General features: G+C 34.4%; 10 protein-coding genes. 3 read left to right on the top strand and 7 right to left on the bottom strand.

The window, feature by feature from the left end; all coding sequences use genetic code 11:
* Window positions 1–16: 16 nt before the first annotated feature.
* From QWY91_RS17405 to QWY91_RS17375, 7 genes are all read right to left on the bottom strand, one after another.
* Window positions 17–4,123 carry a hybrid sensor histidine kinase/response regulator transcription factor gene (locus tag QWY91_RS17405; RefSeq protein WP_290236772.1) on the bottom strand — a complete coding sequence of 1,369 codons (4,107 nt, stop codon included), beginning with the start codon at window positions 4,121–4,123 and terminating at the stop codon, window positions 17–19.
* Entirely contained in the window at window positions 4,083–7,004 is a 2,922-nt protein-coding gene (locus tag QWY91_RS17400) for a glycosyl hydrolase 115 family protein (RefSeq protein WP_290236771.1), read from the bottom strand. The genes QWY91_RS17405 and QWY91_RS17400 overlap by 41 nt, the downstream gene beginning before the upstream one ends.
* Before the next feature lie 49 nt (window positions 7,005–7,053).
* On the bottom strand, window positions 7,054–8,121 hold the full coding sequence (locus tag QWY91_RS17395) for an acyltransferase family protein (protein WP_290236770.1): 1,068 nt from the start codon (window positions 8,119–8,121) through the stop codon (window positions 7,054–7,056).
* Between the two features lie 77 nt (window positions 8,122–8,198).
* A complete protein-coding gene (locus QWY91_RS17390; protein WP_290236769.1) occupies window positions 8,199–10,427 on the bottom strand; it encodes an alpha-N-acetylglucosaminidase in 2,229 nt (742 codons plus the stop codon).
* Between the two features lie 128 nt (window positions 10,428–10,555).
* Window positions 10,556–12,865 carry a GH92 family glycosyl hydrolase gene (locus QWY91_RS17385; protein ID WP_290236768.1) on the bottom strand — a complete coding sequence of 770 codons (2,310 nt, stop codon included), beginning with the start codon at window positions 12,863–12,865 and terminating at the stop codon, window positions 10,556–10,558.
* A 106-nt stretch (window positions 12,866–12,971) separates the two neighbouring features.
* The gene (locus tag QWY91_RS17380; RefSeq protein ID WP_290236767.1) at window positions 12,972–14,603 is read right to left on the bottom strand and encodes a RagB/SusD family nutrient uptake outer membrane protein; all 1,632 of its coding nucleotides are present in this window, start codon (window positions 14,601–14,603) and stop codon (window positions 12,972–12,974) included.
* 17 nt (window positions 14,604–14,620) lie between these two features.
* Window positions 14,621–17,680, bottom strand: a complete 3,060-nt coding sequence (locus QWY91_RS17375) for a SusC/RagA family TonB-linked outer membrane protein (protein ID WP_290236766.1) — start codon at window positions 17,678–17,680, stop codon at window positions 14,621–14,623.
* Window positions 17,681–18,270: 590 nt separating this feature from the next.
* Here QWY91_RS17375 and QWY91_RS17370 point away from each other — a divergent pair.
* The 3 genes from QWY91_RS17370 (at window position 18,271) to QWY91_RS17360 (ending at window position 21,236) form a co-directional block, all read left to right on the top strand.
* Window positions 18,271–19,767 carry a GFO_1087 family putative carboxy terminal peptidase gene (locus QWY91_RS17370; RefSeq protein ID WP_290236765.1) on the top strand — a complete coding sequence of 499 codons (1,497 nt, stop codon included), beginning with the start codon at window positions 18,271–18,273 and terminating at the stop codon, window positions 19,765–19,767.
* A 185-nt stretch (window positions 19,768–19,952) separates the two neighbouring features.
* Entirely contained in the window at window positions 19,953–20,669 is a 717-nt protein-coding gene (locus tag QWY91_RS17365) for an energy transducer TonB (protein ID WP_290236764.1), read from the top strand.
* Between the two features lie 144 nt (window positions 20,670–20,813).
* Complete coding sequence (locus QWY91_RS17360) at window positions 20,814–21,236, top strand: hypothetical protein (protein WP_290236763.1); 423 nt, start codon at window positions 20,814–20,816, stop codon at window positions 21,234–21,236.
* The last annotated feature ends 3 nt before the right edge of the window (window positions 21,237–21,239 follow it).

Raw genomic sequence — 21,239 nt, 5'->3', positions numbered from 1 at the left:
TAGGGTTACCGGATCATTATTTTTTAAAATTACTAGGAGATTTACCGAATTGTTTTTTAAAACATCGACTAAAGTATAGAGGATCATTAAATCCAACCATTGTGGCAACTTCACTTACATTATAATTTTTTGTTTTTAAAAGTTCTACCGATTTTTTCAGCCTAATAATCCGAATCAGCTCGTTTGGAGTTACATCGGTAAGCTGTTTTATTTTTCGGTAAATCTTAGAAGAACTCATTGCCATTGCATCACTTATAAACCCAGGCGTAAGTTTAGGATTATTAATATTCTTATCGATTAATTCTTTAATATCTGTTATAAGATCAATATCTATTTGTGAGTTAGCGAGCTTTAAGATATCTATGTCTTCATCTCCAGAAAATTTCTGTTTGAGATCATAATATATCTTAATTATATTCTCAATTCTGGTTTTTAATAAAGAGGGATCGAAAGGTTTTACTAAATAACCATCCACACCAATCTTATATCCTTTGATGCGATTTTCATTTTCTGCCAAGGCGGTTAGTAAAATTACTGCAATATGACTTGTATTTTCATCTGCCTTTAAGGCTTCTACAAATTCGAAACCATCCATTATTGGCATCATAACATCGGCAACACATAAAATGGGCTTTTCATTTTTACATATTTCCAATCCTTCTTTTCCATTTTCTGCTTCGTACACTTTATAGAAAGGAGATAGATACTCAGCAATGTACTTTCTCAATTCAGCATTATCATCTAAGATTAATATTTTGTGTTTGATAATAGGTTCGGTCGTTCGTATTGAAGGCTGAAATGAATTTTCTATTTGTCGTATTGGAATAAGCTCTTCATTAACAACTTCGTTAGGCACAAAATCGAAAACTTCTTCTTTCTTGTAAGCACTTTTTTCTACAGGAATTTCTATTGTAAAAATACTGCCTTTACCTGGCTCACTTTTTACTAAAATAGTTCCCTTGTGAATTTCTACTAAGGCTTTTACTAAAGACAATCCAATACCTGTTCCCGTAGTATTATTTTGACCATTCTCTGCCTGATAAAATCTTGAAAATATTTTTTCCTGACTTTCTGCGGGTATACCTATACCGTCGTCACTTATCTCTAAAAATAGAAATTCGTTATTTTCCCCTTTATAACTTAGATAGAGATCTACATTCCCTTGATTATTGGTAAATTTAATAGCGTTAGACAATAAATTATAAAGCACCTTCTTATACTTATCCATATCGATCCAACAGATCATCTGTTCTTCTTCGACATTTAAATTCAGATTAATGCTTTTTGCATGCGCCATCTCCAAAAATGAATTGAAAATATTCTTGGTACTTACTAGAATTTCAGACTGTCGAACTCTTAGTTTTAGTTCACCGGTTTCTGCTCTCCTAAAGTCTAAAATCTGGTTTACCAATCGAAGGAGTCTATTTGCATTTTGATAGATAAGATTAGCTCTGCTTTTTAAATACTCATCTTGATTATTTATATCTAATATTTGTTTTACAGGACCTAGAATAAGCGTTAAAGGAGTTCGGAGTTCGTGAGAAATGTTAGTGAAAAACCTAAGTTTATCATTATTCAGCTTTTCGTCTCTTTCTCTTTTTACTTTTTCCAATAGCAATTCACGCTTCAGCGCAATTCTAATTTTCACCTGCTTTCTTATAAAATAAAAAAGTGTAGCTAGAAGAATAAAAATAAGTAGCAATCCCTTTAAACTTAGCCAAAAAGGATGATTTACTTCAATATGATATTCAGCAGTTTCGCTCCATAATCCATTACTATTACTAGATCGCAATTTAAAAATGTAATCTCCGGGATAAAGATTTGTATACTGAACAGTTCTTACATCACTAGTGGTTTCTATCCAGCCTTTATCAAAACCTTCTAGTTTATATTTGAATTTATTAAGACGTTCGTTAGTGAATGAAGGTGTTGCAAACTGAATTGAAAAACTTCTATTGGCATATTGCAATTCTACAGTCTTACCAGTATTTATATCTTGGTGTAAAGGGATATGCCCATCTATTTCAGTTCCCGGTAAGATTTCTTTATTCTGAACTTTAAATTCAGTAATAATAGGTTTTGGGCTGTATTGATTTTCAGTAATTTCATAGGGTGTGAAATAAATAATTCCATCTTTCCCCGCCAGGTATATATTCTCGTTATTGAAATTGAAGAATCCATTCGAACTAAAAATATCTAATCTGTTACCGCTTTTTACATTATAAATCTTGGTCGTATTTTGTGCAATATTATATTTTGCTATACTATTATTATTTTGGTTAAGCCAAAGATCTCCTTGGGGTGTAGCTACAATATCTGTAACCCATTTGTTAGTTAATGCCTTAGGAATTTCCTGATTAGAAAAGCGATCTCTGTCAGCATCATAACGAGTTAAACCCAAACGTGTAGCTGCCCAGATAGTATTGTTCTTTTCATCAATTAGTATATCACTAACATTATCATATGGCATTTCTGGGGTATCTGTAATTTGCTCGTATTTTTTAATTGCCCTGGTCTTCAAATTGTAGGCAATTACTCCAGCCTCTGAAGCTATCCAAAGCTCATCTCTATACTTTTTAATTTTGTTAACATCGTAATTAGGCAATATAGGATCAATATCTTTTGGAGTATAAGAACTAGCATCTATAAACCTTACTCCTTCACCAAAAGAACCAATAGCTAAGGTTTGCTCATATTTTAATATGGTAAGGATCGGTGCATTTTCGAACCCTACATCTACGACTCTTTTATTACCAGTTTCATAATTATAAACAAGCAATTTACCATTCCATAAACCACAGTAGAAGTTGATACCATCTTCGGAATAAATACTCGCTATATTCTCACGAATATCGCCTAGAGGTTTAACACCATCGTTTTCGTGAATAAATAAGCCACTATGCCAAGTTGCAATGATAACCTTATCATCGTTTGTACTAGCAAACCCTCTTATTCGTGGCGCCTGACCATTGATGAATTTAGAGATATCTCTATTAATCTTAAATTCATTTACAAATGGGTCATATTTATCTAAGCCATCTTCTGTCCCGATCCACAAAACACCAGATGCATCGAAATAAAGGGAATAGATTAAATTATCAATTAACGAAGTATCATCTGTAAGTGTCTCATAATTCCAAGAAAAATCACCATTCGGAATATCCTCAAGAGCATCACATACCAATAGACCACCCAAAGTACCAAGCCAGTATTTACCATTTGTTGCTTGGGCAATTGATAGAAAATATGGTCCCAACTGCTCTCTGGTTACCGGATCTTCTATATAGAGATTTTCAAATGCATTCCTCTCTTTTATAAACTTATATAATCCATTACGAGTACCTGCAAAAAGATCTCCCTTAGCATCTTCGTAAATGAAATTGATATATGGATTTATTTCTTTGCTGTTTGCAATCGGTAAATTGTAATACTTGATTTCATGAATATTACCATTCGGCTCTAAAACAATTTTAGCAACACCTACTTCTCCAAAACTACCAATCCAAATATTACCATTGCTATCTTCGAAAATCTCTTTTACATATTCGAAGCCTGATAATGGTACTTTTTTAAATTCACCTTCAGCAGTGTTTAGAAGGTATAACCCTGCTGTTTTAGTGCCAACCCAAACCCGATTAAGCTTATCTGCATAAACTGCTCTTATTTCTTCATCTGGCAAACTATTAGCATCTGTACTATCAGGGAGAAAAGTTGTGAATTTTTGTTTGCTAATTTCAAACAAGGTTAATCCCTTACGGGTGCCAACCCACAAGTTTTGGGTGCGTTTATTAAATTCTAATGCAGTTATATCGTCGTGTAATAGACTATTTTCTGCATTTTCATTACTTATATAAGATTTAAACTGATATCCATCAAAACGATTTAAACCACCAAATGTTCCCAACCAAAGAAAACCTTCATCATCCTGCACAATATGTCTTACAGAATTATGAGATAATCCATAAGTATCATTGTAATGCTCAAATTTGATATCCTGAGCAAAACAAATTCCAAAAGAAATAAAGTAAAAAAATAGAAAGTTCTTTATCATCTCATTGCAACCACATTCGAAATAGCGTTCCCTATTTGCGCTGTCGTGTTTCAGCAGGAAAACCATAAGCATTTTTAAGTCCGCCTAAATCTATTAAAATTTGATCAATCATAAGACCGGGATCAATGATATAAATTTTTAAAGTATGCTTTCCAGGCTTATTTAAAATTGAAGATATTGATTTAATCGTTCTGTTTCTTAGAACATTTTCTTTCCACTCTTCACTTCGTCCTTGTGTTTCAAAATCTATTATTTCTGGAGAGTTGTCATCTATAGCGACCGCACATCGAACTCCATAATTTTCATTTAAAGGATGAGTGGGTAGACTTGCTAAACGGATAGCTACCTCCCCATAATTGAAGGTGTAGAAATCATAAGATAAGACCGCGCTGTTTTTTAATACTGAATCGTTTATTGCAATTGATTCTGCTTTATAAGGTTTCGACTGCATTACTTTTCCACTATAACCCAGGTTCTGAATTGGCTCCCAGAAAGTTTCAGTCCCTTTTTTGTTTCGAGTAGGATTTTCAGCATTTATAACCACAAAGCCTTTATCTTCAATAAAACCATCGTATTTTTTTAGCTCCTCGAATTTTGGATTAAAAACAGATATTCCTACTGTTTTTGTATCCTTCGTTGTCAAAAAATCTACAGAACTACTTATTTTATAACTAGGTGGTATAAGTTGGTAATCATGACCCAGTGGCGGTTCTTTTCTATTTTTAGCTTTGGGAACTAAATCCCAATCAATACTTACTATTATTCGATTTTCAGGATTTTCAGCAGAAAGTTTTCCTTCAGTTTTAGATAATTTCAGCCACGGAACTGTAGTTTTAGTACTCCAGCTTTGTGCTTCTTTTCCTTTTAAAAAAACATCTAAATAATAAGAATTCTTGGTATACGCATTAAAAACAGGTAACACATCAGAATGTGCATTGGTTATGTTTTGATTATACTCCATTTCGTGACCTTCTAACGCAAGACCTATACCCGATTCTTGCGAAGAATTTGCTCCTGTGTACACGGGCTGATCGAAAACCGGAAGGTTACGAGGCGACTTGTTCATTATATATTTCCATTTCCCATGTTGAATGGAATCATTGTAAAATGATGTCATCTGCTCTATAGCTTGATAAGCTTCCGAAGATTTTTGCGCATAATATTTAGCACTTTCTCTATTTTGTTTCGCAACAAATTTATTTTTATAAGCGTAAAGCCACATATTGTTTAGAGCCGCAGCTGCTTTTACCGGATAATAAACTAGTTCATAAAAAGCATCTTTTCTATTATTAGTTATCTGATCTTTAATGCTATCTACGGAAGCAACTAATTGCTCATATCCATTTATTCTCGTAGTAACCTCATCACCATAATGTATCGACGATAACTGCGTTTGCTTATTTTTGGTTACCGGCTCCACCTGGCTCCACGCCATAAACTCCGGTTTTCTCTGAAATGCCAAATGATAATAGCTGTTCATAATATCACTAATGGTGGAAGAAACTTCTTTACCGAATTCTCTTTTGGCCCAAGAGATCTGGTGACCTTCAACTTTTTCAGATTTCTCAAATGCTGAAATATTCCAGCCCATATCCATAAAAAGCTCAATATTATATTCGTGTGGTTTAATGTCTCCACTATTTAAAATCCACATTTCTCTGGCATTTAAAGAATAAGCTTTATGAAGCTCTTCCCACATAAGTACCGGATTGGTAGAATTTAACCACAAATAATCGTGTGGTCTTCCCCAATATGAGGTATGATAGTAAACACCCGATCCTCCTTTACGATTTTGCTCGCTTTCGGTACTCAGTTGTCTTATATATCCATAATTATCATCTGTCCAAATTAGCGTTACATCATCTGGAACTTTTAATCCGTTTTTATAATAATGCAGCACTTCTTTATAAGGAACAAAAGCCTGAGGAGTATTTGGATAATCTGCTTTATATTTTTTCAGGATTTCTCGCTGATCGCCAATTACATTTTCCAATAAACTTACTTGTGAAGCTACATCCTCGTTACCCACAATCATCGGAGAATCGTGTTCACCACGCATTCCCAGCGTATAAATACCCTCGTAATTTGCAGTAGCTTTTGTTCTTTTTTCGAAGAACTTTTTTATACTCGAAGCATTGGTATCGTAGCGATAATCTCCCATCGTCTCGCGATCCCACTCCGCATTGATATTGCTTAACATAGGCTCGGCATGAGAACTCCCAACAACTATTGCATAATCGTCGGCTACTTTTTTATTTTCTGGATAGTGATAGAAAGCTTTGGTGCTAGAATGCATTGCAGGCCAAATGGTATTAGCACGCAATCTTAATAACAATTCAAAAACTTTAGCATAGGTTTTAGGGCCAATATCATTAGTTTCAGGTTCGAAAGTATTCGCAGCCCATGGTTGAAGTCCCCAATCTTCATCGTTTAAAAAAATACCACGATACTTTACTGATGGTTCTCCAAAAGTTTCCGAAGCGATATTTAGCTGAATATTTTGACTTTTCTCTGGAACTACATCGGCCCACCATTCCCAGGGAGAAACTCCTATTTTTCTTGAAATTTCTAACAAACCATAGGCAGTTGCTCTTCTATCTGAACCTATAATAACTAATGCCTTTTTTACCTCATCAAATGGATTCTCTACGACGAGAATTTTATAAGTTTCCCACTTTCCTTCAATATCAGAAACCTTTATTTTATTGGAATGAACGAGTTGCTTAATCCACTTGCTTTTGCTTAAGGTTCCTGCTAATATTATATTTTCTTCAAGTGAATTTCCCAAATTTGGGGTTTTTCCGCTAATATTCTTGATATCATTTTTCAGAAGATTTCCTGCAATTTTAATCACTTCGGCTTCAGAATCATCTATAACAATTGTCGATATTTCATTTTCATTTACTAAACTAAATGAATTGACTTTTTGCGCCCAAATCTGTATTTGAGACATGAAAATGAAGATTGTAAGAAATAGATATACTTTTTTTAAAACCATCATATTATAGTTTTATATATATTTTATTTTTATCTAATATCCAGCCCAAAAGCCAACAAACACCCATTATAAATAATGCGGTTAGCAAAGCTCCAAAACTTCCTGAATAAATATTCTGAAAAACATGCTGACTTAACCAATCGAAAACTCGTTCTCCTGAAGGGGTATGAATTAAACACAGGCTAATAAAAAACAATTCTGAAAATAGATAAATAAACAAAGGATTTTTACCAAAAACGGTAAAAAAATAAGTGCCTGTCTTTATATTTTTGAGTTCAATAATAAATATTAAAAAACCAATAATACATAAATCGATACCTACAGTATAAAGCGTGAAAGAGCTTGTCCACAATTTCTTTGAAAATGGCAAGAATTCATTCCAAAATAAGCTTAGACTAATTAGCACCACTCCAATAACTAATAATTCAGCAACAGTTTTATGCGTTTTTTCATGCTTTCTGATTAAAACGCCTGCTAAATAGCCACCAATTACGTTAACTATGGAAGGCAGCGTGCTTAAAATTCCTTCAGGATCAAAAACTATTCGGTCTTTTTTGTACATATGGGCTTCACCAAGAATCTTTTGATCTAACCACGTAATTCCATTAGTTGCCATTTCTAATTCCTTGCCGGTTTCGCCTAAGAGATATAGTAAGACCCAATAAACAATTAGCGTTACTACAGCAATGATTGCTATCGTTTTTCTCTTGAAATAATAAACCAAAACTGCTACCACAAAATAACAAATAGCGATGCGTTGTAACACTCCCATTATCCGAGTTTGGGATATTGGTTTTAAAACTAATTCGTTTTCCCGGTCAAACTCAAAAAGCGGAAACCAGTATAGCAAATAACCAATTAGAAAAATCAGTAAACTTCTTTTAATCGTTTTCTTCCAAAAATTTTTTAAACTATCATTTTTGAACTTAGGAATAGAGAATGCCATCGCATTCCCCATGGCAAAAAGAAAAGAAGGAAAAACCAAGTCTGCTAAAGAAAAACCAAACCAACTTACATGAGTTAATGAGTCATAGAATGGGGCACCTGTTCCCGGAGAATTAACAATAATCATGAAACAAATCGTTATTCCCCTAAAAACATCAAGCGATAAAAAGCGTTTGGATATTTTATTTTTCAAAAGCATTCCTTCTAATAGTTATATTCTATCGGTTTCATCTTTTGTGTTAGCGGTACAATATCATTTCGATACTTTTTATAAAGTTCCTTCGCTTTACCTATAGAGCTTCCAGATGGTTGAGTAGGAAATTCTTCTTCGGTTTGCACCCATTCCCATTCCCAGTCTTTGATTTTCTCATCGAACTGGGACTGATTAAACTTCGACCAGTCTTTCTTTACAGATTTAAAATATTGTTCCCATCTGTGCTTGTAGAAGTCGGCCATAAGCCCGCTCCATTGTCGGTTACTATATTCATGCAACTTGTTATCTTTTCCTCCCCAAAGCGTAATAAGATCTCGGGCATTTTGCTCGTACAACGCTTTTTCTTGCGGATCTGTTCCCCATTCTCTTGCACTAGCTAACCAAGGGCCTAATAAAAAATCTTTTTGAGTAGCCAACAGACCATCGAGGTCGTCAATAAGGTCTAAAAACTGACTGCTATATTTATCAAAATCTTCCTTATTATTATTTTGATAAGCGTAGCTAATTTGTTGTTGTAACGGTAATGCATAATTAGCCAAGATCTGGCGTGTTAGATCTACAAGATCATACTTAAAGCCTTCAGAATCCTTATAATTATCGGCTACTTCAATAAATCTATCCCAAGCCGGTAAAAGTTCCTCGGGTTTATAATTTAGTTTTGTTCTTGCCCATCGTCTATAGCCTTCCATAGTTGGACGCGCCACGATTATAGATTCAGCTCCATCTCTAATCACTTTTCCGTTGTATGCCGTATTTACTAAAGTATCCCAAGCCTGTAAAAGTTTTTCATCTTCTTTTCCGTAGCGATTTTTAGTATATTGTTTTAACCAGTCTTTTAAATCTATTGGTTTATTTCGCCAAACATTATCGGCCATTAATTCATATAAAACAGGGTTTTGCTCTATCGCCTCCATAGTTAGCCCCAAACCTTTTAGTTTCCCCGAGTCTTTACTATTTAAAGCTTCAGCCGGAGCAGTAGCTACCGTTTCTATACGACCAAACATGGTGATATTACCACCAAAATTATGTAGCATATTCCAAATCCATTGTTTTCCGTAGAAAGCATCAGTTCTTTTCCATACAGGTTCTATTTCTGTAGCCAGATCTAAAATAATCATAGAATCATCGGGTACAGCATCTAACAATCCTTTAATTTGTGGAGCTTCCCAAAAATCACGGTGACTATAAAATAGCCACCCCTGCATTACCCAGACCGCATCTTCATCTACAGCCTTCATACTTTCGTAAACCTTTTTACTTAGTTTGGCTAAATCTTCAGGATCATTAGATGGTGGCGTATTTTCATTAAAAGTATCGGCAGAGTATAAATGATCGGTACCATAAACCTCTGTTTGAACTTCTAAAAATCGTTGACCAATTTCTGAAAACAAAGGATCGTTACTATCCAAAATAAAAGTATCCTCAAAATCGTTTCCCCAATTGGTTTGCTTTAAAGTAGCATTAGGAAAAACCGTTTTAAAAGATGCTGGCACATGGCCTGTAAAAGCAGGCAAAACAGGCGTCATTCCTAATTCACGTGCTCTTTTTAATATTTTAAGCTGAAGATTTTTATGACTTTCTTTCCAGCTTTGAGGTAAAGGACCACCCCAACCGTCTAGATTTCCCATCCAAAACCAGGAAAAATAAGAAGGCCCGCTAAAAAATGGATCTAAATCTTCATCTTCAAACCCATAAGATCGATATACTTTATCCCAAATATAAGATTCGCCCGTGATGGCTAATGGCATATTGATTCCATGAAGCGCCATCCAGTCTAATTCTTTTTCCCATCGCTCCCAATCCCACCAGCTCATCGTGTAATTAAACGTGCAATAATTTAGATAATATCGATAATCGTAAGGTGTTTTCTTATAAATAGGTTGAGAAACTAAGGGTAGTTGTTCTGGTAAATTTAGATTAACACCGTTCCATGTAATTTGTCCATTAGTAACGTTTTTGATGTAGTAATAAAGAGCAGAAGCAATTGACACTCCATTATTTCCTTTCAACTGAATTTTGTCTTCAGAAGCAGAGATTTCAAAATAATCATCTTGGCTTGTGCTATCAATAACTACTTTAAATTGAGAAGCATGATCGGGAAGTACTCTGTTTAATAATTCGTATTCTGCTGTGCTTTCGTGATGCTTTTCTTCTTTTTGAGTACAACTAAAAAAAACTGTGCATAGAATTAATGAAAAAGTATAAAAACAACGTCTCATATTACTTATTTTTTGTCTCAATTTGAATTTCTTTAATCAGTAATTTTTCCCTTAAAATATCACTGAAACCTACTAATTCTAGGATTAACTAAAATTTACTTATTACTAGCTTAAGAATTATTTGAAAATTACTTTTCGTTTTCTGAACCTGTCATTTGCAATTTAAGCGCTCCACCTTTTATTAAATCGCTATGTTTAATTTCAAAAGAATCCAATTTTAGGTCATTAAATTCAGCTTTTTCTACGTATACGTTTTCCTTGGAATTATTTGTAGAAATGATACTGAGTTCTTTCCCTTCGTAAAAATCGGAATTTAAATCGATCGTAATTTTGTCGAATATTGGGCTTCCTATTTGGTAAGCAGGATCTTCCTCTGTTCCTCCATTCATCTGAAAAAGACCTATTTTCATTAGTACTGCAAGGCTCCCCATTAAGCCCTGATCTTCGTCACCATTATATCCTCTAGATGGAGATAAATCTGAAAAGACTGTATTTACAATCTTTCTAGACCAATATTGGGTTAATTCAGGATTTCCTAATTTGGTAAAAACAAAAGCAGTTTCTATTGAAGGTTGATTTCCGTAATTAATAGGAATTCTGCTATATTCAGGATGTAATTCTGCATCGTGCGAAGTTCCCGAGGTAAAACCTAATTTCTTCGCTTCTTTAAACTGATTATTCAGTTTAAAAATTGCTTCTTTTTTTCCTCCCATAAGTACAGAAAGACCTTCTAAATCGTGAGGAACAAACCAGGTTGCTTGCGCAGCATTAGCTTCTACAAAACCATTCTCGTATTGATAAGGATCAAAATCATTACTATAACTACCGTCCACCTTCCTAGGGGACATCCAACCTACATTTTGATTAAATACGTTTTTATATTTTTTTGATCTTTCAGTGAAATAATTATAATCCTCTCGTTTCCCTAATTTCTTAGCGAGTTGTGCTAGCGTATAATCTTGATAAGCATATTCTAAAGTCATACTAGAACCGTCTTTATGAATTCCGTATTCGTCTTCTGGTACAGGTAATGGATAAGGAACGTAGCCTTTATCTAAATAATAATCTAAGCCACCACCAATAGAAGTTTCATGCTCATAACCCGCCTTAGCCATAATGCCGCCAGGCATATGGTTCAGCTTTAATGCCTGGTAAATTTCATCTAAGTCTTCAGAAATTAATCCTTTTTGTATAGCACTTACTATAAAGGGTGTTGAAGATGCGCCCGTCATTACATGTGTGTAATTACCTCCTGAAGGTCCTCTTGGAATATAACCGCCATCTTTGTAATACTGCATTAAGGACATTGTAAATTCTTTCATAACCTCCGGATAAACCAATCCCCATAAGGTATTAATAGTCCATTGTGCTCCCCAAAAAGAATCTGAATTATAATGATTAAAAAGGGGCATACCGTCTTCACCTACTGGAAGTTTTCCTATTCTAAATTTATCGCCTGTTTTATCTGGGTAATTGCCATTATAATCGCTTATAATTCTTCTTCCCTGCAATGCATGCCACAAATCGGTATAAAATCGATTTTGCTCTTTTTTAGTCCCTCCTTCTAAGCGGATTTTTCCTAGCATTTTATTCCATTGGTCTCTTGATTCTTGTACTACGCTGTCAAAATTCCAATGATCTAATTCAGCTTGAATATTTAAATTGGCATTCTCGGGAGAGGTATAAGAGATTCCAACTTTAGCCATCAGCTCGCCAGATTCCTCTTTAAAATTCACCAAATAATTACCTGTACTTTCATCTTTTTTAATTGAGCTTACCGGTTTATTAAAAAGAACTTTAAAATAAGTAATTAAAGGTTTTGGGCGCCTGCTGGTTGGCGTCATAATAAATGACCCTGATATTTCTCTTTCGTTATCTAGAACGAAAGAACCCTCGGCATTATCACAAGGCCCTAAAGCGGTATTGAGATTAAATAACAAAGCCTGTGAAGTAGCATTCTGATAATTATATTTGTGAAATCCAACCCGAGTAGTACTTGTTAATTCAGCTTCGATTTTAAATCGATCTAAAAATAGCTTGTGATATCCGGGATGTATTTCTTCAGTTTGATGATCGAATTTTGAGTAAAAATCCGTGAAAATTTGATCATCATCGGTTTCGGCTGTAACAGGCATTATAGAAAGTCCTGCCATTTGCCAAGCATGCACGTGACTAAATCCTTTAATGGTATCGGTATTGTAACGATATCCACTACCCCACGCACCATCAATCTGTGTATCGGGACTGAGATTAACCATCCCAAAAGGTCTACTTGCAGAGCTAAAATAAAACCATCTAGAATTTTCTGTATCTAATAAGGGGTATACTTTATCGACATAATCTACTGAAGCTGTTTTTTCTGTTTTACTTACTTTGCACGAAAGCATCAATAGTAATAAACAGACCGTGAAACAATATCGAGTATTTTTAAAATCCATATTCAAAAGTATTGGGGTACCAATGTACTAAACTGATATAATAATTCTTCCTTTAAAATAGAAGCAGGTATCTCTACCTGCTTCCATCATCCAAATTAAACAACTATTAGTATCCTGGATTTTGCGTTATCGATCCTCCAGTGTTATCTATCTCTGTTTGTGGAATTGGTCTTAAAAGATGTTTCTCCATCAGTGCATTATTTAATGCCGCATGTGGATTGTGCTCTAATACTCTCTCTATCAAAGTTCCTGTTCTTTTTAAATCCATCCAACGATTTACTTCTCCAACAAGTTCTCTCGCTCTTTCATCAAGAATAAGATCAATATTTACATCATCTGACGATATAGATGAATCTAAACCTGCTCTAGATCGTATTGTGTTTAAACGTTCTGCAGCTGTAGATTTATCATTAAGTTGCAAGTAAGCTTCGGCAGCAAATAGATATGCCTCACCAGAACGCATTATAACCATATCTCTTTCTCCTTGAGATGTTTGATCGGGCTGCGTAAAAGGTATTGTAGGATCATCGAACTTTCTAAACATTGGATAATGTACTGGAGTAACTCCATCATTCTTAAAATAAGTCCCTGGATTAATTACTGCATAAGGTACGGCATCAATTTCAGCTTGTGTCCACGCTGTCTTTGGAAAATATATAGCAGTATCACCAACGGCAATATTAAATTCAGTATCATTTACTTCGGCTACATCTGCTTCCGTAGCATACAAAACTCTTTTATAAGTTGCTGCTGCACGCTCATCTTCTTCAGAAAAAAGACTATAGAAAAATGGAGTTGGCATAGGTCCTAAACCTTTTACGCTTCTTGTTAAACCAGGATAATCGAAGAATCGAAACTTATATAGCATATGTTTAGAATTTCCCCATCCTCTGGATACCGAATTCCCTCCAAATAAATAAGAAAAAATAACTTCTGAGTTTCTTTGATTTTCTATACTTACCAAGCTCTCAAATGAAGAAACAAGTTGGTGATTATTAATTACGGTTTCAGCATAGGCAGCTGCCTGAGTAAAATCACTATCATCTCCAAAAGATTTATAGCCCTTAGTTAGTAATACTTTAGACATAAAATGTCTGACAGCATCTTTGGTAAGACGACCGTAAACTTCTGTACTTTCTGGAACTCCTGCAAGAGCTTCTTCAAGATCCATTACTATTTGATTATAAACCTCTTCTTCAGTATTACGCGGATAATCGGTAGATATATCAGTTACTGCATTCAAAATTAATGGTACTCCGCCGTAATTTTCTACAAGTTTAAAATAGGCCATGGCTCTAAAAAACTTAACTTCTGCAAGACCTTTTGTTTTTTCACCTTCTGGTACATCCATGATAAGCGGAGCATCATCTATTGCTAAATTAGCTGCAGCGATCACGCTATATTGATTGGCCCAATATACACCTACCGCCCAATTCAAAGAATTGAAATTAACGTAATCATTTAGATCACTCGTTCCGATAATAGGGGTGTTACGTGTAACAATATCTGTCCCTAAATCTTCCAAAGCATAGTAAAGATTTGAAGTATAAACTGTAGTTGTTTCTCTTGCTCTTTCGTAAACCGAAGCTACTAATTGATTAAATGTCTCTGGATCTAAATTTGCTGATTCTATACTTAAGGAAGTATTATTTTCCTCTTCTAGATAGCTATCACAGCTTACACTTACAGCGCCTAAGGCTAGTAATAGTATAATTTTTTTATAGTTAAAATATCTCATTTTCAATATATTTTTTATTAAAATGTAAGGTTAATTCCAGTCATATAAGTACGTGCCATAAATGCAGCGCCGTACTGATTTCGACCAGCGTTCTCTGGATCCCATCCGTCATAATCGCTAAAAACAAATGGATTTTGAACAGTTCCATAAACACGCAGACTTCTCACACCTATTTTTTCGAGCAGATTGCTAGGAAGTGTATATCCCAATGTCATATATCCAACTTTTACGAAAGAAACATCCATATAATGCGCGGCACCTTGATAAATACCGCCATTTCCAGGCTGATACCAATCGTTAGTAGGATTTTCGGGAGTCCAATAATCAGTTCTATACCCATTAAATAATCTGGACGGTTGATCTGCATAACCCCATGCGTAATTACTATGGAAAACACTTCTATAAGTGTTACCCTGGCTGAAATTGATCAAAAATCCAAAATCAAAATTTTCGTAAGTCATATTACTAGTAATACCACCTGTCCATTTTGGCGTTACCTGCCCAATAACTTTACGATCCTCATCGGCTGTAATTTCACCATCACCGTTAACATCGGTTACTCTTACCTGCCCAGGACGTTGCCCATAAACAGCAGCTTCTTCAACCTCATCTAATTGCCAAATTCCATCATACTCAAAGTCGTATACGGCACCGATCGGTTCGCCAACACGATGAATTAGATTCGTTCCGTTCACATTAAAGATGATTTCTTCCAAACCTCCATATAGCTTATCTAATGTATTCTTATTAGATGCAAGATTGAAGTTGGTTGTCCATCTAAATTTTTCAGTATTAATATTGGTAGTATTTAAAGCTATTTCTATACCGCGGTTCGTAGATTCACCAACGTTATCATATGTTCCTCCATATCCAGTAACACTAGGAAGCGGAGTATAAAATATGATATCGGTGTTTTTTCGTTCGTAAAGGTCTATGGAACCTGAGATTCTGTTATTCAAAAATCCAAAATCGACACCAAGATTAATCTCTGTTGTACGTTCCCAGGTTAAATCTTGGTTTGCTAGTCCAGTTAAATACGCTGTAGAAACTGAAGCATCTCCCAAGTTGGTAGCGCTTGCTCCTAATAAAGACTGGGATGCTAGTGGAGCCAGGCCGCCACCAGAACCATTATTTCCTGTTTGTCCATAACTCAATCTTAATTTAGCGTTAGAAAAAACATTTTGTTCTTGCATAAAATCTTCATCAATTACTTGCCAAGCAAAAGCTGCAGAAGGGAAAAATGCCCATTTATTATCAGCAGAAAGTATAGAAGAACCATCATAACGTCCTGTAGCAGTAAATAAATATTTATCAGCTAAGGTATAATTAACTCGTCCCGTATAAGACTCTAGTGTTTGTTTAGAAAAACCACTAGAAAGATCTCTAATATCTAAACCAGCACCTAAATTATAAAAGGTATACTCATCTGTAGTAAAATTACGTACCTGGTTGTAATAACCTTCAGATCGTTCCATAAAACGCGAAACCACACCTGTAAATTTCAAGGCATGCACGCCAGTTTCAAAATCGTAATTAAGAATGTTATCCCATGAATATGAGAAGTAGTTTGAATTATCTACCTGGGCTCTTCTATTTGCTACGTTACCACTACTACTTTTTGTATATAGTCCGCGATATTCACCATAACGCTGATATTTAATATTTGGTGAAAATTTCGTAGTTAAACTTAGATTTTCTATTGGTTCAATTTTTAAGGCAATATCCCCTATATATTGTAAAAAGCGAGTTTCTCTTGTTTCATTCTGAACATCGAATAAAGGATTTGTTATCTGTGTTTCTTTTTCAATTGGTCTAAAACGAAGAGAACCATCTTCATTATAAGGTCTTCCTATTGGTTTTAAACGATAAGCACTTCTAAACGCCTCATTACTTCCTTCATTTTGTTTTGCTGAAGTTAAGTAATTGCTCAAACTTATATTTAACCAATCTGTAAGATCACTATTTAAACTAGCTCGAACATTATACCTGTTGAAGTCTTCTCCATCAAAATTCCCCTCATCTAACGTATAAGCCAAACCGGCTGAATAGGTTGTTTTTTCTGTACCTCCACTTAAGTTAATAGTGTGATTAGTTTGTAAACCTTTTTTAAGTAATAGATCTACATAATCTGTACTTACACCATCACTTATATTCTGAAGTTCTTCAGCATCTAGATAATCTGATATATCTACATCATTACGACGTGTACTCAAGTCACCGTCACTGCTGGCAAAAACCTGGCCTACCGCTACGTCTCTCAATAACTCAACATAACCCGGACCATCATAAACTGGAGGCAAATTATAGGCTTCTCTAAACCCTACATATCCACTATAGTCGATCTTTAACTCTCCGTTTTTCCCTCTTTTAGTTTCAATTAAAACCACTCCGTTACTACCTCTAGAACCATATATTGCTGTAGCTGAAGCATCTTTTAGAATATCCATACTACTTATATCCGCAGGATTTAAAAAAGAAATATCATCTACAAATATTCCATCTACAATAAACAATGGATTTTGGCCTGGATTAAATCCTCCACCACTTGCTGTTTCACTAGAATTTATAGTACTCGCCCCTCGAATTCTAATATTAAATCCACCAGAACCGGGTTTATTATCAGTTCGCTGTACAACTACACCCGGAGCTTGTCCTTGCAATGCAGATACCGCATCTACTTTATTAGCTTTCTGTATATCCTTAGAACCTACTGAAGCAACAGAACCCGTTAAATCCTTTCTTTTTACGGTACCATAACCAATAACAACTACTTCCTCTAGCTCTGCACTATCTTCTTCTAGTTGTACATTTATAGTTTCCTGCCCAGTGTATGTAACTTGAGAAGACTTATAACCCAAGAAACTAAAAGTTAAGATATCGTTTTCGTAAACTTCGATAGAAAAATTACCGTCAAAATCGGTAACCGCACCAACAGTTGTTCCCTCGCGAATAACGTTTACTCCAGGGATAGGAATATCATTAGCATCTGTAACAATACCTGTTATCGTTTCCTGCGCAATTCCAGGAGTAACTACACCAAGTAATATGACAATTAATAATAGTTTAAGTTTTTCCATTATCATTTATTTAGTTAATCGTTAACATTAATAGATTAATTCACGATGTGAAATTACCGACATAATGCTTCCAAATAATGGATAAATTGACCAAAAACATAGAAAATTAGACTAAACTATAACGTTGTAAATTTTACGATGCAAGTAAATAAATGATATAAAAATTACTATACGATAATTTAATATACAACCGTTTAGCAAAAAGGTGTGATTAAAAAATCCATACTTATACATTTATATCCATGCCCTCTAGATTCTATAGAAATAGATATTTATGGAAAACAATAGTAATAATTCTGAAAAACAGAATTGAATTAACAAGAATTGTTAATTAGATATAAATCTTGTTATCTGTTTTCACGAATAGAAAAATTTCAAAGACGTCAAAGTTGGATTCAGAAAGGAAAGTATATCGATCAAAATTTTTAAATAATAGCCTTCTTTAATTGATGACAAAGTAAAGAGTTTAGCACCTTTTTTGAGATATCAATAATTTTAATACAACCAAAATCTAAGTTTTATCGTATCTTAATTAAGAAAGATTAATATATTGGCATAATTGCTGATAAATTTTACAAAAAATAAGATCAATGAAAAAACAGTTTTTAATAATATTATTTCTAGGTAGTATATTTTCATTTACTGCATGTTCTAGCGATGATATCGAAGAGGATATTGAAGTAGGAGAAACTGAAAACCCAGAGCCTGAGGTTGATGATGAAGTGGACGATGAAGAAAGTACAGATCTGCAAATAAAAAGTTTCATCTATCGTGGTCTGAATGATGTTTATTTATATAAATCTGATGTTGCTGAATTGGATGATGATTTCCTAGAAGGCGATGAAGAAGAAAAAGAGTTTTTAGACAATTATAGTTCTCCTGAAGGACTTTTTAACTCATTGCTATCTAATCAGGATAGATTTAGTTATATAGTGGATGATTACCAGGAGCTGGAAGATCAATTCGACGGGATTAGTGGCGCTACAGGTATAGACTTTGGTTTAGGGCGAATAAGTGGAACAAACAATCTTTTTGGATTTATTAGATACATCTTACCCGAAACTTCTGCTGAAAAAGCTGGTCTTGAACGTGGAACTGTTTTTACGGAAGTTGATGGAATCGCACTTACTGAAGCAAATTACTTTGAATTGTTATCAAGAGAAACGTTTACTATCGATATAGCCTATGTAGAAAATGGAGCACTTCGATTGACAGATGAAACTGCAACTTTATCTGACGATCCCTATACAATGAATCCAGTTTTTATAACTAAAGTATTAGAAATTGAAAATAGAAAAATTGGTTATTTAATGTATAATAGTTTCATTGCCAACTTCGATGAAGAATTAAATGCGGCCTTTGCAGAGTTGAAGTCCGAAGGAGTAACAGACTTAGTATTAGATCTTCGTTACAATGGTGGTGGATCTGTAAATACAGCTACCGCTTTAGCAAGTATGATTACAGGCCAATTCGAAGGGCAAGTATTTGCAAAGGAAAGATGGAATGAAGACTATCAGAATTATTACGAAAATTTTTCACCAGATCGCTTAGTTAATGAATTTGACTCAAAATTAAATTCTGGAGAGAACATTAATAGTCTTAATCTAAATGAAGTTTATATTCTCACAACAGGATCTACGGCTTCCGCTAGCGAATTAATTATTAATGGCTTAAGTCCGCACATTAATGTAGTTCAAATTGGTGGACAAACAACTGGTAAATTTCAGGCTTCTATAACACTTTACGACAGTCCTAGCTTTGGTGAAGAAAACCGAAGCGAAGAGCATACCTACGCCATGCAACCTTTGGTTTTGAAAATGGCTAATGCTGATGGATATACCGATTTTGTTGACGGCCTTACTCCAAATATTGTTCTAGAAGAAGAGCTGGGCAATCTTGGAACTTTAGGTGATCCTGAAGAACCTTTTCTAGCCAGAGCAATTGATGAGATACTTGGGAGAAAAAGTGTACAATCTAAAAGATTTTCTACTAACAGTTTTAATTTTACACAAATTGGGGAAAGCGGTATGATGAAACCTAACTATCAAAAAATGTATATCGATAAGATTCCTGGAATGAGAGAATAATTAAAATATTTATGATGATTGAAAGCGACTTCTTAAAAAAGGAGTCGCTTTTTTAGTTTAAATGCTGAATATTTTTTATTCGGCACGCTTGTTGATTTTGTGATTTAGTCCCCACTCCCCTGTTTACTAGCACTTCTAGTGAGTTCAAGTTGTAACATTTTTTTATTAACATAAATACTTTTATTATGAAACCAAAAAAAAATCCGAAGGCCGATCTTAGAAAAAAAACGGTACTTTTTTTACAACTTGGGTTAATCGCCGTCTTACTCCTTTCCTATTTTATGATTAATCTCAAAACGTACGAAAAGGAGCAGGCTACTACTGAAAAATGGGAACCCTTAGAACTCACTACTGAAGAAGCTGTACCCATTACAAAAGTTAAAGAACAATTACCGCCGCCAAAACCAAAGGATCCAGTAGAAATCGAACCAATAGAAGATGAATCACCTGAACCGGAGGATACCATCGAAACTACAGAGACAAGTCTTGATGATATAGTTGATGTCGAAGATATCATCGAAACACCAGATTATGAACCTGTTGTTGTTCCTTTCGATTTCATTGAAGATGTTCCTATTTTTCCTGGATGCGAAAGTTTGGATGATAACGAGGAACGCAAAGCGTGTATGAGTGAAAAGATTTCAAAATTTATAATGAAAAGATTTGATACTGGGCTTGGAGAAGATTTAGGCCTAAACGGTATAAATCGTGTAACCATAATGTTTGAGATTAATAAAAATGGAGAAGTTGATAATGTTCAGGCAAGAGGACCACACAAAGATCTGGAGAAAGAAGGGATAAGAGTAATTAATCTTTTACCCAAAATGGAACCAGGAAAGCAACGCGGTAAACCAGTATCTGTTCGTTATACAATTCCAGTGAATTTTAAAGTTCAAAATTAAGCAATATCGAATTAGATAAATACATCAACTATTAAGGCCGTTAAGTTAACGGCCTTTTTCAATTATAAATTTCTAAGCAGTGTTTTTACAATTTTCAGTTATTAAAATAAAATAGTATTTTAAGGTGTGTAAAATGAATAACAAATGAGATTAGAGGATTCAAAATACGCAGACTTAATTTTAGAAAAAATAGAATACGATTTTGGAAACATTTATTTTCTAGAGGATATTCTTGTTTCTGAAATTAACCAAGGCGTAGTATTCAATTGGGAATGTGCTGAAAAGGTTATAATAGATGCGCAACGCCTATTCGGTAATGAGTACACACCACATTTCATTTCCAATAGAATTCATAAATATTATACAGTGTATCAGGATTGGATACATTTTTTCAATAATCGATATTTTGTAAAGAGCTTTTCGGTAATTTCCATTCACTCCTACGAAATGATGAATCTTGTTTTCGAAAGAATGTTCTACAAACGAAAAATTCATGTCGCAAATTCATTAAATGAAGCCTTTCAAAATATTTACACTCTTCAGAAATTAGAATCCAACAATAAATAATTA

It is taken from the genome of Zunongwangia endophytica, from assembly GCF_030409505.1.
Classification (GTDB): domain Bacteria; phylum Bacteroidota; class Bacteroidia; order Flavobacteriales; family Flavobacteriaceae; genus Zunongwangia; species Zunongwangia endophytica.
Note: the sequence above shows the minus strand (reverse complement) of the source record. Positions and strands in the feature narration are given on the sequence as shown.